The following is a 14,799-nucleotide window of genomic DNA, read 5'->3' as shown; positions in this document are numbered from 1 at the left end:
TTTCATCCCGCCGGGATGTCCATTTTTGTCTATTAATGAGTATTTATTTCCTGATCTGATATGAATAAGATGCTCGCTTCAATATAGAGCCTAACTTTATTTTCTCAGTGCGCGGTCAATGTTGACAATTTTGCTATGGTTCAGCGACTGACCCAAAAGGATTTGTTTGTGACATTCGAGTCTGGATTAAAGTCCTATTGGTATAGTGCATAGCGGATAAATTGATTTGGACGCGATAATAAATACTAACACAGCAAAAAGCATTCAAAAATGGTGCCTGCCACTTGCTTTGCCTGGCCTGTTATATCCACTGGCACAATATCTTAACGGCTATTGTCTTCTCAATAATAATATTTTAACAGTTTACGATCTCAAACTCGCCGTATTTTCCGCCGCATTAGTTCTGTTTGGTTTTCGGGTATTGCCGGGATTTATTCTGTTTCTCGCGTTGATGTTCGTAGTGGGGCCACAAAGCGAGCGGGTGGATGCGCTGTGCCTGGTTATGGCCTCAACCTTGAGCTATGCCGCTTATCGCAACGTTACGGGCAGACGCAGCTGCGCCAGTTTTGGCCGTATAAAAATCAGCCTGAGCCGCCTGATTTGGCTATGCGGCTTCAACATCCTGCTCTATCTGTTATTCAGCAGGATTTTTGCCGTGTTCGTCACCCATGGCCATCGCCCGGATGTGGACAATATTCCAGTTATGAGCCTGGAGATGCTGGTACGTATTCAGGGGATCATCAACGGTTGCCTGACGGGCATCCCCTTTTTCTACAAAATTTATCGCATCATTCGTCGACCGACTTATCTGTTGACCTTTATCAGAGCGATTGTCTTTCAGTGTAAAGGGAATATCACCGCCTTTGGCGTCAGTATCTGGTGTATTTTGCTGATTTCACTGATGTTTTGTTTGACGTCACCACACAGTCCGAACATCTTTTTTTCTTTCTATAGCCTGATCCTGTTATTTCCATTGATGCTGTGGGGGGCGATTAAGATTGGTCACTCGTTCACCATGCTGGTGTGGACAGTCGTACTGATTATTTTAGGCAAACATAACGACAGCTATATCGCCAGCGACATCAATTTCATGCTGCATCAGGCGCTGGTTTCCACCCTTATTTTTGTCTTTTCACTCACCATTGTGATCATGGGAGCGCTGGCAAAATTTACCCGCCAGCGGTTTAACCAGGTCCTGCTGTTGGGTCTGACTGACCCGATGACGGGTATGGCGAACCTGCGTGCTCTGAAGACGGAGTTGTTTACCACTGAGGGGGCGACGGTATGCCTGATACAGATCCCCGAGCTGGAGCTCTTTTCGCGCCGCTATGGTTTTCATTTTCGCGCCCGCTACCAAAAGATCCTTGCTGAGCATCTCAGAAGTCATCTGATCAAAAGCGAGAAGGTCTATTATCACGCGGGTTATGATCTGCTTATCCGCCTGGAGAATGGGTCCTGGGAGCGGTTATGCGACCTGTACCAGGCAGCGAATAGTTTTCGCCTCTTCTACAACAACCGCCGGCTGGGTTTTCGCAGTGGTTTGGGCTATTGCCTGATTAACGAGCATAGCGATGACATCTACCAGCTGGTGGGTAAGCTCGGCATGGTAGCTGGTTTATCTCTGACCAACGGCAGGCCGGAAAATCTCGAAGCGCAGCATAGTCGGGTCCTTGGCAACCACATCGTTGATAAAACAGAAATCCGCACCGCATTGCAAAATGCGCTGGATAATAATGCCTTCGTTCTGATGGCCCAGCCGATAGTCAGTACCCGTGGCGAAGCGCCATATCATGAAATATTGATCCGTATGCTCAACGAACGGGGGGAATTTATTCCACCAAACAGCTTTCTGCCGGTTGCCCATGATGCGGGACTGGCGCCGGATATCGATCTGTGGGTTATCGAAAACACCCTAAAGTTCATGCGCACCCATCCGCAGCGCTGTTTTGCCATTAACCTGGCACCAGTAACGGTGTGTCGTTCAAATATTGTCACCAGAATTACTCAGCTTCTGCACGATTACGCTGTGGAGCCGCAGCGGATTATTTTTGAGATAACCGAAGCGGATACGTTATCAGATAAAGAACAAACCGTGGAAACCCTGAGCTTAATACGTCAGCTGGGATGCCGCGTGGCGATTGATGATTTTGGTACCGGATTTGCCAGTCATGCGCGCTTGATGAATATCGAAGCAGACATCCTGAAAATAGATGGATCTTTTATTCGCCGGATCACCGAAAGCGAGATCAGCTACTACATCGTCGAGTCATTCTGCCGTGTCGCTGAAATGAAAAATATGCAGGTGGTCGCTGAATTTGTCGAAAACGCCAATATTCAGGCATGTCTGGAAAAAATGAATGTTGGGTGGTTACAGGGATATCACATTGGCAAACCTACGCCATTGCTCACGTTGGAATAGCAGGGCGCTAACGCCTTATGGCCAAAAAAGTAATTTCTTCTCAGGTAGAGAATAAAAATCATGAGTGACATTAGTAAAGTGAAGAATCGAACGGCGGGCGCTGCCGGTATGGGACCGCGCGCCCGATTGCTCTCATGGCTGCACAATATCCATCCCGGAGTGGCCATGAAGCTCGGTATGATTCTGGTTTTTTGTATTGCAACGCTGCTGATTGGTGCCTCTTTTATATTATCTTCTTACCTTTCCCGGGAATTACAGGCTAATGCCCTGGAGATGATTAAAACCAACACACGTATTTTCCACAATAGTATTTCTAATGAATTCCAGCGCGTCACCCGCGATGCGGAGCATTACAGCAACGTTTATATTAATAATTACCAAAACGTTGCCGATAAGCCGCTGCGTTATATGGACGCAACTGAATTAAAAGCGGTATTGAGCAATCCTAATACGAACGCGCATTTCACCGAATTAACCAGCGTATTTGCCAGCACATTTATTCTGCAAGGCGAGCAGTTTGTGCGCGTTAGCAGCACGTTATTGGCAAGCTCTGGCAATACGGCTACCGCAACGGCATTGGGGCACGATAACCCAGCATTGCAGCTACTGCTGAAAAACAAACCATTTTCGGGTGTGGTCACGCTGTTTGGAAAGCAGTTTATTAGCCACTATGAGCCGATAGCCGATAAATATGGTCAGGTCGTTGGCGCGGTTGCGGTGGGATTCGATGTTAAACAAAGTCTGCAACCGATCATTCAGCGTTTGTTGAATGTGCATATTGGTAAAGAGGGTTACGCCTACGTGCTGGATGCCGGATTCGAACCGGGTCGTATGTTGGTCCATCCATCGTTGAGCAATCAACAGGCGATTAATATCACCGATGCCAATGGCTATAAGCTGTTTGCCGATATCCTCGAACATAAAAATGGCATTACTTACTACAACTGGGTAAGTCGCTACGGTACGCCGCCGAGGACCAAGGTTGCCGTCTATGAATATATCGACGGGATCGACTGGATTATTGCCACCACCAGCTACGTTGATGATGTATCCAGAAGCAGTAACCTGGTACGCAATGGCCTGTTGTTGTTCACGGCTTTTCTGTTACCGGTCATTTTAGTGTTGATTGCCGTTGCCAGTCGTTTTCTGATTTCACGCCGTTTAAACCGCGTACTCGGGATTGCGCAGACCATCGCAAAAGGAGATTTAACGGTTGATGTTGAGATCGATCATCACGATGAAATAGGTGAACTGCTGAGCGCGGTAGAGATGATGCGTCAGCGTCTGCATTCGCTGGTCGGCGATATGGTTTCTCACGCGGATTCGGTACACCAGGCTTCACTGCATATTACCGAAGCGGTAGATGGTCAGGCGTCAACCAGCGTGGAAACGTCATCCTCGGTGGCCGAGATTACCTCCACGATGGAAGAGTTGTCGGCTTCATCGACACAGATTGCTGAGCACTCGCGGGCGGTAGTGGATATTGCCAACCAGACGCTCGAGGATTGCAATAAAGGTTCAGAGTCGATGTCACAATTGCTGATGCGGATGACGGATATTGATACCGATAATCAGCAAAACATGCGTGAAATTATGATGCTCGGCAATAAGTCGACGGAAATCAGTCGCGTGATGGTGATCATCAATAGCGTTGCCGATCAAACGAAACTTATCGCCTTTAACGCCGCGCTGGAGGCCGCCAGCGCAGGAGAAGCCGGTAAGCGTTTCTCGGTGGTCGCGGCTGAAATTCGTCGTCTGGCCGACTCCGTGACGGAATCGACGGTTGAGATCGAGAACAAGATTAGCGAGATCCAAAACGCGATCAATCGTCTGGTGCTGAACGCGGAGAAAGGTGGCGAGAGCATTAAAGCGGGAGCCAGAGCTTGTAAAGTCAGCGCTGAACATCTGAACGACATCGTCGTTACCGCCGAGCAAACTTCTACGGCGGCGCTACAAATTTCACTATCGACCCAGCAGCAGAAAACGGCGAGCAATCAGGTGGTCATGGCGCTGCGTGAGATTGTCGTGGCGAGTAACTATACCTCGCAATCGATCAAAGATATTTTGGTTGTCAGTCAGGATATGACGCAACTATCAAAAGCGCTGAAAGAGGCGTCGACGTCATTCACCTTGACGGAAACTGATGCATGAACAGCGGCAATATACGGGTGCTGATCCTTGACCTGGACAGCACATCGCGTAATGAACTGGTCAGGCAACTGGAAGATCATCCGCACATTAAAGTGGTGGGGCAAGCCGCCCATCGCAGACAAGCGATGAGATTATTACAACAGCTGATGCCCGATCTGCTGATTCTGACGCTGGATACCTCAAGCCCCGATAACGTCGAGGTTGTCGAAACGATTATGGCAACCAGCGCCATCCCCATTTTGGTCATGAGATTTTGCCCAGAAAAACAATGGGATGATGATTATATTTCCCGTGGGGCGTTGGCGGTGCTGCACCATAGCAGCGATTTCCCGCTCTCGACCGATGCGCTGCATCGCAAAGTGGAATTGTTGGTCGGTGTGAAAGTGATTCGTCATATCAAGGGATTACGCCACCCAACCGAACCGGTCATGCCAGCCGCGCGCCCGACGATGGACACAGTAAAGACACCGCAGGACTGGCCTTTTGTGCTGGCGATTGCCTGTTCGACGGGGGGGCCTCAGGCACTGAGCAAGCTATTACAGGATCTCCCCGGTACGTTTCCATGCCCGGTGCTCATTGCCCAACATATTGCCGATGGCTTCGCAAAAAATATGGTGCACTGGCTGGACAGCGTGACCGAACTGAAGGTGCGGCTGGCGCAGGAAGACGATCGGGTCGAAGCAGGGTACGTCTATATTTTACCGCCGGAGCAGCATCTGATCGTCAAAAGCAATCAACGCCTGGCGGCAATCCCCAGACAGGAAAGCGATGTCTATCATCCCAGTTGTAATCTGTTGCTGGAGTCGGTGGCTGAGGTGTTTCGCGAAAAGGCCGTCGGGCTGATTATGACGGGTATGGGTAGCGATGGTTGTCGCGGCATTGAGCTTATTTTCCGCCGGGGAGGAAGAACGCTGGCGCAGGATGAAGAAAGCTCGGTGGTGTTCGGTATGAATAAGAACGCGATCGACAGGCAACTGATACACCGCACGATCCCTCTGGACGGTCTCGCGAAGGTGCTGCTATCGATGGCCTTTCACGGGCATTTTGAGAGTAAATTGCCATGATCCCCAATCTTCCTGATTACGCCCGCCTGATCAAAGACCGGGTGGGTTTGCACTTTGATAACGCAATGGAAGCGTTGCTGAAATCGGCGCTGAAACGGCGTATGAGCGAACGAAACATCAGTAATTACTATGAATATTATGAACAACTACGTATTTCGCAGGACGAGTTTGATCGCTTCATTACGCTGATAACCATTAACGAAACCTATTTCTTCCGCGAAAACGAGACGCTGGATTTGATCTGTGATAAGTGGGTCCCGCGTCTGCTGCAACAGCGCAGCGGCCCGGTGCGTATTCTCAGCGCCGGATGCTCTTCCGGAGAAGAAGCCTATTCGCTGGCGATTAAACTGCATGAGAAATACCAGGGCGAAATGGCTCAGCGGATTGAAATTTACGGTTGTGATATTGACCCGGTAATCCTGGCAAAAGCCAGAAACGCCAGCTATTCAAGCTACTCGTTTCGCGGCGTCGACCCAGGCATTCAGCAGCGCTATTTTACCCGCTCAGGAAACCTCTACCGACTGCATGATGCGATCCGTGAGAAAGTCTCGTTTCACCGCACCAACATTATAAAAGAGCAGCTGTTGCCGGAAGTGGACATCATTTTGCTGCGTAACGTGTCTATCTATTTCGACACGCCAACGCGTCGTGAACTGCACGGTAATTTGTCGAAAATGCTCCAGCCTCAGGGGGCCTTATTTTTTGGCAACGCGGAAACGTTGGCCAACAATTTCGACATTCTGAAGCTGGAGCAGGAAGAGGGCATTTTTTATTTTTGCCACCATCGTGAACCGCCAACAATCGTACCGGTACCCAGGGTAGCGGTACGCGCTCCGCAGCCGAGAGCGGTAGTGGAGTATGAACCTTCCATGCCCATGGCTCAGCAAAATGATGACTGGCTAAAAAAGGCTCGTGCCTGTCTCGATGAAAAATGTTTTTCAGAGGCTGAAACGTGCATCGCCCACGTACTACGCGACGATCCCCGTAACCCGGATGCGTTGCTGATTCAGGGCGTCATTGCCCTTGAGCAGCGTGAATTTTCTCAGACAGCCGGAAATGCGCAGAAGATCCTCGCTCAGGATGAGTGGTCGGCAGAGGCCAAAATGCTGCTCGGCCTGGCGATGATGTGGCAGCGTCAGACGCAGCAGGCTATCGCCTGGTTTAAACAGGTGGTTTATCAGGAGCCTGGTTACTGGCCGGCGCACTATTATCTGGCCGAAATGTACCGTCAAAGCGAGTTAAGTCAGCCTGCGCAGCGTACGTATCGCGTGGTGATGCAACTGCTGAACGACGAAATGAACAACCCATCTGCGGTTTGTCGTCTGCGTTTGCCGATGGTGTTTCCTGGCAATACGTTTCGTTTTCTTTGTGAACATCAACTGGCGCAATTTGCCCACCGAAGTGGCTAATAAGAGCGATTATGGCTATCGATCTGAAAAAATTCGTTCTGCGCTTTATTGATGAAGGGAGAGGTCATTTGCAGACGATCAGCGAAGGGGCGTTCCTCCTCTCCGCTGATGAACATACTGAAGCCTGGATAGGTGAGATGTTTCGCGCCGCGCATACCCTGAAAGGGGGCGCGCGGATGCTGAAACTGCAAAGTATCGCTGATGTCACTCATCATCTTGAAGATGTATTAAGTGAGCTACGCGATAACAAACTGACGCCGGACAGGGCGCTGGGTAATCTGATTCATGAGTCCGTGGAATATCTTTCTGGCCAGTTGACCCAGCTTTTTGTCAGCGAGGGCGATAATCAGTTGCCACCGGCGGATGCCGGGCTGTGCGAACGCCTGGCATCCGCCAGCCGGGGAGAAACCGTTACTGTGGCGCAGGAGTCGCCAGCGGCTACGGACAAACCTGGTGTTTCGGCTTCTGCCGCAGCCCCCTCCCTGGACTCCGGTATCAAGCAGGCCGATTTCGTACGAGTTAAGCTGAACAAGCTAGACGGCCTGATCGACATCCTCGGGGAAGTGCTCGCCGGACATGATCGCCTTGAACAGCAGATCCAAAACCTGAGTCAGTTGGTCCCCCGATTGCCGGGCCTGAGCGCCGAGCAGCTTCGCCAGCAGATCCATGATTTCAGCGCTCAACTAAAAGAAAGCGTTCAGCTCCAGCATTTGCAGATGTTTGAACTGTACGACGTGGCGGCGCGGATCCGCATGCTTCCGCTATCGACGCTGTTTGAGCCGATCTCCTTACAGGTCAGTGAACTGGCTTCCACGCTGAACAAACAGGTGGTGTGCCGCTTCGTCGGCGGTGAAGTGGAAATCGACCGCCAGCTCATTGACCGGCTATCGGAATCGCTGACGCATTTGCTGCGTAACGCGGTCGATCACGGCATTGGCGAGATCGACGAACGCCTGGCGCTGGGTAAATCGACCCGTGGCACCATTACCATCACCACTCAACAGGACGGCAGCGGAATATTACTGCGCATTGAAGATGACGGTCGCGGTCTCAACTATGAGGCCATCAGCGCGAAGGCGGTCAGCAAAGGCCTGGTTCCCGCATCGATGGCCGGACAACTCTCCGAGCAGGAGTGTAATGAGCTGATTTTTCATCCCGGCTTTTCCACCAGCAAGATAGTCTCTGAGCTGTCGGGGCGCGGTGTGGGTCTTGATGTGGTGCGCAAAACGGTGGTGACCGACCTGCAAGGTGATTTGCAGGTATACAGTCGCCCGGGCGTCGGAACCAGCTTTAGCCTGCGCCTGCCTGTCTCGCTGACGATGATGCGAATTATGCAATTTGAAGAGCAGGGACACCTGTTCGGACTGGCGGCGCAGTATGTGGTTGAGGTGGTGGAGTGTACTGCGCAGGGGATTAGCGAAATCGCCGGGCGACCGGCCATTATTTTGCATAACGAGTTTATTCCCGTGGTTTGCGCAGGCGCTCTGCTGGGCATTCACGATCGCCAGGGCAATCTTTCATCGGCGGGACAACGTTTAATCGTCGTGCAGAACCAGTACAGCAAAATGGCGCTGCGGGTAGATAAGCTGCTCGATGAACGCAAGATGATGATCAAACCGTTACCAAAGCATATGCAGCAGCAGTCGCTGGTCTCCGGGATGGTACAGACGCCGGATAACCAACTGGTCAGCATTCTGCAAGTGCCTGCGCTGATGGCGATGGCGCAACAATCAAGGCAAACCAGCGCTCCGGCGCCCGCGTCGAGCGTGGCGCAAGATGCCTGGCACGTGCTGGTAGTTGATGATTCCCTCAATACCCGCGAGATAGAAAAAAATGTGCTGGAGGCGCATGGCTATCAGGTCACGTTGGCTGAAGATGGGCTGTCAGGGCTGCAAAAAGCGAAACTGACCCAATTCGATGCCGTACTGACGGATGTCGAAATGCCGTTTATGGATGGTTTTACCTTCACCAAATCGTTGCGTGCAGAGAAAAATTACCAGCACACGCCAATCATTATCGTGACCTCCCGCGCGAAGGAAGAAGACCGACGACGGGGCATTCAGGTAGGGGCGGACGCCTACATCGCCAAAGGCGATTTCGAGCAGGACAGTTTAATAAAAACATTAAAAATGCTTTTGTGCTGATGGCGCAAAATCGAGAGAGAAGATGCGAATTTTATTAGTGGATGATGATCTTTTTGCGGCTGAACTGGCCTCTATTTTTTTGCAGATGAATGGCTACGACGTGGTGATTGTGGAAAGCGCTATTTCTGCCCTGGCGTGCCTGGATTCGGATAAAAACATCGACCTGGTGATTAGCGATCTGCATATGCCTGAGATCAGTGGTCTGGATTTGTTGGCGCTGTTACGCGCTCAGGCCTGGTCTAAGCCCTTTATATTACTCAGTGCAAACGAAGTGACGGCCAGCGATCTCCTATATGACCGATGGGTAAAAAAAGATGAAAACCTGGCGGAAAATCTGGGGGCGGCAGTGAATGCGCTCCTGCTACCGTCCGTGGTCACTGAATAAGCCTGGGCGTTTGATGAAACCAGAAAATAAGCACATAGCCATGGCGGCGGCGCAGGAAAAAATAGCGCGTCTGCGTCAGGGATTTTTACGTCGCATCCCCGATATGCTGGCACAGGCAGAAAGACTGCTCGTCCAATTGGTCGCTGAACCCAGCGAAGCTTGTCGTAAGCAATTGCATATTCTGCTGCACAGTATTCACGGTTCGGCGGGGTCCTTTGGTTTTAGCCCGCTGGCGAATGCCTCAGCAGAAGGTGAGCGTTTACTAACAGAATCGGAATCAGAGCAAAGCATACTGCATTATGATGAGCTGCGGCGAATTATCCGCTGGTTGTATACCCTCACCCAGGAGCAGCTCAATCTTGAACATCGTATTAGCGATACGGAGTTCACCTTGCCTGTCTCCTCCCGGCGCCCGGAAGAGGGATATGTCCGGCGGGCCAGCAAGCCTATCTACCTGTGTGATGATGATGTCGACCAGGTGGAGTTGCTTGCCACCCAGTTGCGCTGTTTCGGCTTTACCTGTCATGTATTCGCCAATACTGAGGATTTTACGCAAGCCGTACTGGCACAACCGCCAGCCGTGGTGATTATGGATGTCAGCTTCCCGGACAACGCCTACGGTGGGCCGTTGACGATGGCGGATCTAAAGCAGAAAGTGGGTAAACCTTTCCCGGTTCTATTTCTCTCCTGCCACAGCGATTTTAACGCCCGTATCAACGCCATTAAATCCGGCTGTGATGGCTACTACGTGAAACCGGCTTCTATCACTGATTTGGTACAGGAACTACACCGCCTGACGCAGCCTTCGCTGAAAAAACCGTATCAGGTGCTGTTGATCGATGATGAACCCGCGGTGGCGGAATACAACGCTGAAAGGCTGCGCATGGCGGGAATGGAGGTACATGTGCTGGAGAAACCTCACTATTTACTACATGTGCTGAACGCGCAGCCTATCGATCTGGTGCTGATGGACTACCATATGCCGGAATTTAGCGGTGAGGAGTTAACGAAACTTATTCGTCAGATACCACAGCATATTGGTTTGCCGATCGCCTATCTCTCCAGCGAGACCAACAAGCATGCGCAGCTTGGGGCAATGAGCATCGGTGCGGAGGATTTTATTCTCAAACAAGCCGATCCCGAGGAGCTCATCCGTGCCGTGTCTATTCGTGCCGAAAGAATGCGCGCCCTGCGTGCGCGTATGTCGCAGGACAGTCTGAGTGGGTTATATAACCACTCAACGACAACCCATTTTCTGAAAAGCGCGATTGCCGAGTCGAATTACAGCGGTAATCCGTTCTGCATGGTGATGGTGGATCTGGATCATTTCAAAAGCATTAACGACACCTACGGTCACGCGGTTGGCGACCAGGTGATTGTTGGCATTTCGCAGCTGTTTTCCCATCGCTTACGCAGCACCGATATCGTGGGGCGTTACGGGGGCGAAGAGTTTGTCATCATTATGCCCAACACCAGTAGCGAAAAGGCGGCACGGGTAGTCGAACGATTGCGCAGGGACTATGAACAGGTCACCTTCGCCGTCAATGACGCCAGTTTTCACAGTACCTTTAGCGCAGGCATCGCACAGTGGCAGTTTGGCGATCGTGTTGAAACGCTGCGCGAACGCGCCGATCAGGCGCTGTATGCCGCGAAGCAAAATGGCCGTAACACCTTCTGCATTGCTGAGTAAAAAGGAGAAATCATGAGCCAACAGCTGGAGCAAATTCTCGCCCTAAATCACGGTGAAAAGCCGGAGTGTGAAAATGTGGATGAGCCGCAGCGAACGCTGGTGCTATTTCAACTGGCGGGTAAGAATTTTGCTTTCTATGGGGCGCAGATAAAAGAGATCCTCGCGGAGCGTCCTATATCCTGGGTTCCCTGCTGTGCGCCAATGCTGGAAGGCGTCATCAACTACCGTGGACGTGTAGAGTCGGTGATGAGGCTGGACAGCCTCATCGATAAACCAGCCGTTAACCCGGCAGGTAAACGCACTATCCTGATTGGCTGCGCCGAGAAAATGCAAAGCGGGATCCTGATCGACAAACTGATTGATGTGTTGGAAGTCGCCGAAAGCCAAATCCACTTGCCGGGAGACTCGCTGCCTCCGGCACTGCAAACTATCGCAGTGGGGGTGGTTAATGTGGTGGAAACCTGGTTCACGCTGCTCGATCTGAATCTGGTTTTTGCGCGTTATCAGGAGACCAGTGGTTATGACGGCTCCCATTAATCTGGCTGCGGTGCGTATTACCCTCGGAACGCTCAATTTTTATATTCCGGCAAACCAGGTCGGGCGCTGTTCGCTGGTGACGCGGGTTGCGCCGGAAATCCCGCGTTTAAGCCAGTGGCTGGGCATTGCCGATGAGCCGCAACAGGGCAGACATTTGCATCTGTTTGTCCCGGATAGCGGCGTTGAAACCGGCTGGTACCTGTGGGGACAACTGGAGAATGTCATCTTACCTGGCGACACCATTTTTGCCGTACCACCGCTTCTGGCGCGCAACTGTCATCTACCTGCGCTACGTGCATTGGTGGGCAGCGAAGCCTTCAGCCCGTTGTTAAGCTGGCGATAGGCTAATGGTGTTATAAATCTATTTTACCGCGGCATGAAATAGTTTAGCTGTAAATATTTTTGTTTATCTTTTTTAATGCCGCTCACCTTCCTGTTGTGATATTTACGCTTCATTACATAAGTAATGATTAATTTAAATGTCAGTATGATGACTTTAATTAAATAGCAAGCGCAGGTCCGTCACATTTTTAAATATTTCTATTTGGTTCGCGTCGTGGAAATGATTTAAATCACTTTATTTATTCTTTGTTTATTCAAAATGTCCGGGTGATTCTCCACGATAACAAGGAAATGGATATGAGTTTACCCTCCCAGGATAATAAGGTAGGACCCGGGGCTTATTTTGCTCTGGCATTCGCCGCAGTATTTTTCTCTGGATTACTCGGCGGAAAAGAATGGTACGGTGTATTTGATTTCACCACTCTGAATGGCGCATTTGGCAGGGTTGTCAGTAAAGTGAGTCTTGAAGGCGATACCCTGACGACCGCAACCAGCACATTTCGTGGTACCGGTGGTCATGGTGCTATGGATGGCTTTCTTTTCGCGCTGGGATTAATCCCCGCAGTAATGTTTGCCTTGGGCATGATTAATGTGCTGGAACACTACGGCGCGCTGCGTGCGGCGCGGCGCCTGTTGACCCCATTATTGCGTCCGCTGATGGGGATCCCTGGAAATACCGGTCTGGCGTTGATTGGCAGCTTGCAGAGTACGGACGTTGGCGCATCGCTTACCCGTAACCTGGCCGATGAAGGTGAAATTACAGAAAACGAAAAGGACATTTTTGCTATGTTCCAGTTTTCTGCCGGGGCCATGATCACTAACTTTTTCTCTTCCGGCGCAATCCTGTTCACCCTGATGGCAGTGGATGGTACCCCGGCGGTACCCGCGTCCATTGGCGCGTGTGTGGCCGTGATGTTCATCATGAAAATTGTTGGCGCCAACATGATGCGCCTGATCCTGACTTTCACCAATAAAAAAGCCCAATCAACTGTGCCGGGAGAAGCATCATGAGTGCGCCAACCTCTAATCCTGTTATTACCGATGTATTTGTCGAAGGTGCGCGTAAAGGCTGGAACATCGCCACCACCAGCACACTGCCAAACGTGGTGATGGCCTTTGTCATCATCAAAGCGCTGGAGATTACCGGGGCGCTGAAAGGGCTTGGCATGATATTCGCTCCGCTGATGGGACTTTTTGGCCTGCCAGGTGAAGCCGCAGCGGTACTGATTGGCGGCTGGATGTCGATGGGCGGAGGTATTGGCGTTGCGATTGGTCTGTTTGATAAAGGCATTCTGACCGGTGAACACCTGGCTATCCTGGCGCCGGCAATTTATTTGATGGGCTCCCAGGTGCAGTACCTGGGACGCATTCTGGGGGTTATTGGCACCAGCGCTAAACGTATTCCCCTGATGATTGTTATCTCCGTTTTGAACGCTTTTTTAGCGATGCTGCTGATGCGCATTATTCTCTGATAAGGAAATACCATGGATTTGGAAAAATACATTGATGAACTGCAAACGCTGGTCAACGTAGACTGTGGAACACAAACGGTCGCGGGGGTAGCCCAGGTTGCCGCGGTGGTGCGTGAACTCTGGCAGCAGGAAGAAGGCTGGAAAACGGAGCTGGTAGATTTAGGCAGTGCGGTGGGCCCGGCCTTGCTGGTGACCAATAAGCCCCAGGCGACGCAGTATGATGTACTGCTGGTAGGTCATCTGGATACCGTTTTCCCGGTGGGAACCGTAGCTGAACGTCCAATGAGCCGCGATGAAAACCGTCTTTACGGGCCGGGCGTTTCCGATATGAAAAGCGGTTTACTGAATATTCTCTGGGCGATGCGCACACTGCCGGCGGAGCATCTGCAACGTTTATCTATCGCGGTGGCGATGAATCCGGATGAAGAGACCGGCAGCGTTCACTCCAGTATGTGGATTAGCGAACTGGCGAAGCGGTCGCGTTGCGTGCTGGTCTGTGAAGCTGCCCGGGCTGACGGTTCGCTGGTGAAAGCGCGAAAAGGTGTCGGCGGCTATCAATTGACGTTTGACGGCGTGGCGGCGCATGCCGGGAATGAACCAGAAAAAGGGCGTTCTGCCATTACCGCTTTTGCCAACAGTGTGCTGGCCATTAACGCATTGACCGATATGACCCGCGGAACCACGCTAAACGTCGGTGTGGTGCAGGGGGGAAGCGCGGCGAACGTCGTGGCGGCAAAGCTACACGCGGAACTGGATGTGCGTTTTTGGGAAAATGAAGAGTATGAGCGCGTGCACAAGTCGCTACAGTCGCTGTGTCAGCAAGGTTTCCTTGATGGCGTGACCACCACGCTGACCCGCGTAAGTCATAAACCCGCGATGGCGGCGAGCGAAGAGACACAACGCCTGATGGCGCTGGTTGAACGGGCCGGGAAAGAAGAGGGAATTTCGGTTACCTGGCAGGCCGTGGGTGGTGGTAGCGATGCCAACCTGACAGCGGCGTTAGGTATTCCAACACTGGACGGGCTAGGGCCTGTCGGTGCAGGTTTTCACAGTGCCGATGAGTGGCTTGATATTGCCTCAATTGAACCGCGGATCCGTTTATTAAATCGTATTCTCACGATGTTGTAGTTTACGGAGAATATAGCCTCCTGCGGGAGGCTATATTCATGGCTGGGGTGCCTGTCGA

General features: G+C 51.5%; 12 protein-coding genes. All 12 read left to right on the top strand.

Annotated features, from left to right (window positions below; all coding sequences use genetic code 11):
• Positions 1–226: 226 nt before the first annotated feature.
• Positions 227–2,419: an EAL domain-containing protein gene (locus tag FDX11_RS07600; protein ID WP_137397707.1), complete on the top strand. Its 2,193-nt coding sequence runs from the start codon at positions 227–229 to the stop codon at positions 2,417–2,419.
• Between the two features lie 60 nt (positions 2,420–2,479).
• On the top strand, positions 2,480–4,570 hold the full coding sequence (locus tag FDX11_RS07595) for a Cache 3/Cache 2 fusion domain-containing protein (RefSeq protein WP_137349485.1): 2,091 nt from the start codon (positions 2,480–2,482) through the stop codon (positions 4,568–4,570).
• Positions 4,567–5,634 carry a chemotaxis protein CheB gene (locus FDX11_RS07590; protein ID WP_137397706.1) on the top strand — a complete coding sequence of 356 codons (1,068 nt, stop codon included), beginning with the start codon at positions 4,567–4,569 and terminating at the stop codon, positions 5,632–5,634. The genes FDX11_RS07595 and FDX11_RS07590 overlap by 4 nt, the downstream gene beginning before the upstream one ends.
• The gene (locus tag FDX11_RS07585) at positions 5,631–7,043 is read left to right on the top strand and encodes a protein-glutamate O-methyltransferase CheR (protein WP_042310635.1); all 1,413 of its coding nucleotides are present in this window, start codon (positions 5,631–5,633) and stop codon (positions 7,041–7,043) included. The genes FDX11_RS07590 and FDX11_RS07585 overlap by 4 nt, the downstream gene beginning before the upstream one ends.
• 11 nt (positions 7,044–7,054) lie before the next feature.
• Positions 7,055–9,187 (top strand): response regulator, encoded by a 2,133-nt coding sequence (locus FDX11_RS07580; protein WP_137349487.1) that lies wholly within the window; start codon positions 7,055–7,057, stop codon positions 9,185–9,187.
• 22 nt (positions 9,188–9,209) lie between these two features.
• Positions 9,210–9,572: a response regulator gene (locus FDX11_RS07575; RefSeq protein WP_137397705.1), complete on the top strand. Its 363-nt coding sequence runs from the start codon at positions 9,210–9,212 to the stop codon at positions 9,570–9,572.
• 13 nt (positions 9,573–9,585) lie between these two features.
• Entirely contained in the window at positions 9,586–11,262 is a 1,677-nt protein-coding gene (locus FDX11_RS07570; RefSeq protein ID WP_137397704.1) for a diguanylate cyclase, read from the top strand.
• A 12-nt stretch (positions 11,263–11,274) separates the two neighbouring features.
• Positions 11,275–11,799, top strand: a complete 525-nt coding sequence (locus FDX11_RS07565; protein ID WP_137397703.1) for a chemotaxis protein CheW — start codon at positions 11,275–11,277, stop codon at positions 11,797–11,799.
• Complete coding sequence (locus tag FDX11_RS07560; RefSeq protein ID WP_042310626.1) at positions 11,783–12,142, top strand: hypothetical protein; 360 nt, start codon at positions 11,783–11,785, stop codon at positions 12,140–12,142. The genes FDX11_RS07565 and FDX11_RS07560 overlap by 17 nt, the downstream gene beginning before the upstream one ends.
• Positions 12,143–12,432: 290 nt before the next feature.
• Positions 12,433–13,152 carry a nucleoside recognition domain-containing protein gene (locus tag FDX11_RS07555; RefSeq protein WP_137397702.1) on the top strand — a complete coding sequence of 240 codons (720 nt, stop codon included), beginning with the start codon at positions 12,433–12,435 and terminating at the stop codon, positions 13,150–13,152.
• Positions 13,149–13,613, top strand: a complete 465-nt coding sequence (locus FDX11_RS07550; RefSeq protein WP_042310622.1) for a YjiG family protein — start codon at positions 13,149–13,151, stop codon at positions 13,611–13,613. The genes FDX11_RS07555 and FDX11_RS07550 overlap by 4 nt, the downstream gene beginning before the upstream one ends.
• 12 nt (positions 13,614–13,625) lie before the next feature.
• Positions 13,626–14,741 carry a M20 family metallopeptidase gene (locus FDX11_RS07545; RefSeq protein WP_137397701.1) on the top strand — a complete coding sequence of 372 codons (1,116 nt, stop codon included), beginning with the start codon at positions 13,626–13,628 and terminating at the stop codon, positions 14,739–14,741.
• Positions 14,742–14,799 lie beyond the last annotated feature (58 nt).

This window comes from Citrobacter sp. wls714, assembly GCF_005281025.1.
Taxonomy (GTDB): Bacteria; Pseudomonadota; Gammaproteobacteria; order Enterobacterales; family Enterobacteriaceae; genus Citrobacter; species Citrobacter werkmanii.
The sequence above is the reverse complement of the archived record's forward strand: the minus strand, read 5'-3'. Positions and strand labels throughout refer to the sequence as shown.

Excerpts from the sequence above, each read along its gene's own strand:
- FDX11_RS07595 (WP_137349485.1), top strand. The coding sequence starts at position 2,480 with ATGAGTGACATTAGTAAAGTGAAGAATCGAACGGCGGGCGCTGCCGGT.
- FDX11_RS07590 (WP_137397706.1), top strand. The coding sequence starts at position 4,567 with ATGAACAGCGGCAATATACGGGTGCTGATCCTTGACCTGGACAGCACA.
- FDX11_RS07585 (WP_042310635.1), top strand. The coding sequence starts at position 5,631 with ATGATCCCCAATCTTCCTGATTACGCCCGCCTGATCAAAGACCGGGTG.
- FDX11_RS07580 (WP_137349487.1), top strand. The coding sequence starts at position 7,055 with ATGGCTATCGATCTGAAAAAATTCGTTCTGCGCTTTATTGATGAAGGG.
- FDX11_RS07575 (WP_137397705.1), top strand. The coding sequence starts at position 9,210 with ATGCGAATTTTATTAGTGGATGATGATCTTTTTGCGGCTGAACTGGCC.
- FDX11_RS07570 (WP_137397704.1), top strand. The coding sequence starts at position 9,586 with ATGAAACCAGAAAATAAGCACATAGCCATGGCGGCGGCGCAGGAAAAA.
- FDX11_RS07565 (WP_137397703.1), top strand. The coding sequence starts at position 11,275 with ATGAGCCAACAGCTGGAGCAAATTCTCGCCCTAAATCACGGTGAAAAG.
- FDX11_RS07560 (WP_042310626.1), top strand. The coding sequence starts at position 11,783 with ATGACGGCTCCCATTAATCTGGCTGCGGTGCGTATTACCCTCGGAACG.
- FDX11_RS07555 (WP_137397702.1), top strand. The coding sequence starts at position 12,433 with ATGGATATGAGTTTACCCTCCCAGGATAATAAGGTAGGACCCGGGGCT.
- FDX11_RS07550 (WP_042310622.1), top strand. The coding sequence starts at position 13,149 with ATGAGTGCGCCAACCTCTAATCCTGTTATTACCGATGTATTTGTCGAA.
- FDX11_RS07545 (WP_137397701.1), top strand. The coding sequence starts at position 13,626 with ATGGATTTGGAAAAATACATTGATGAACTGCAAACGCTGGTCAACGTA.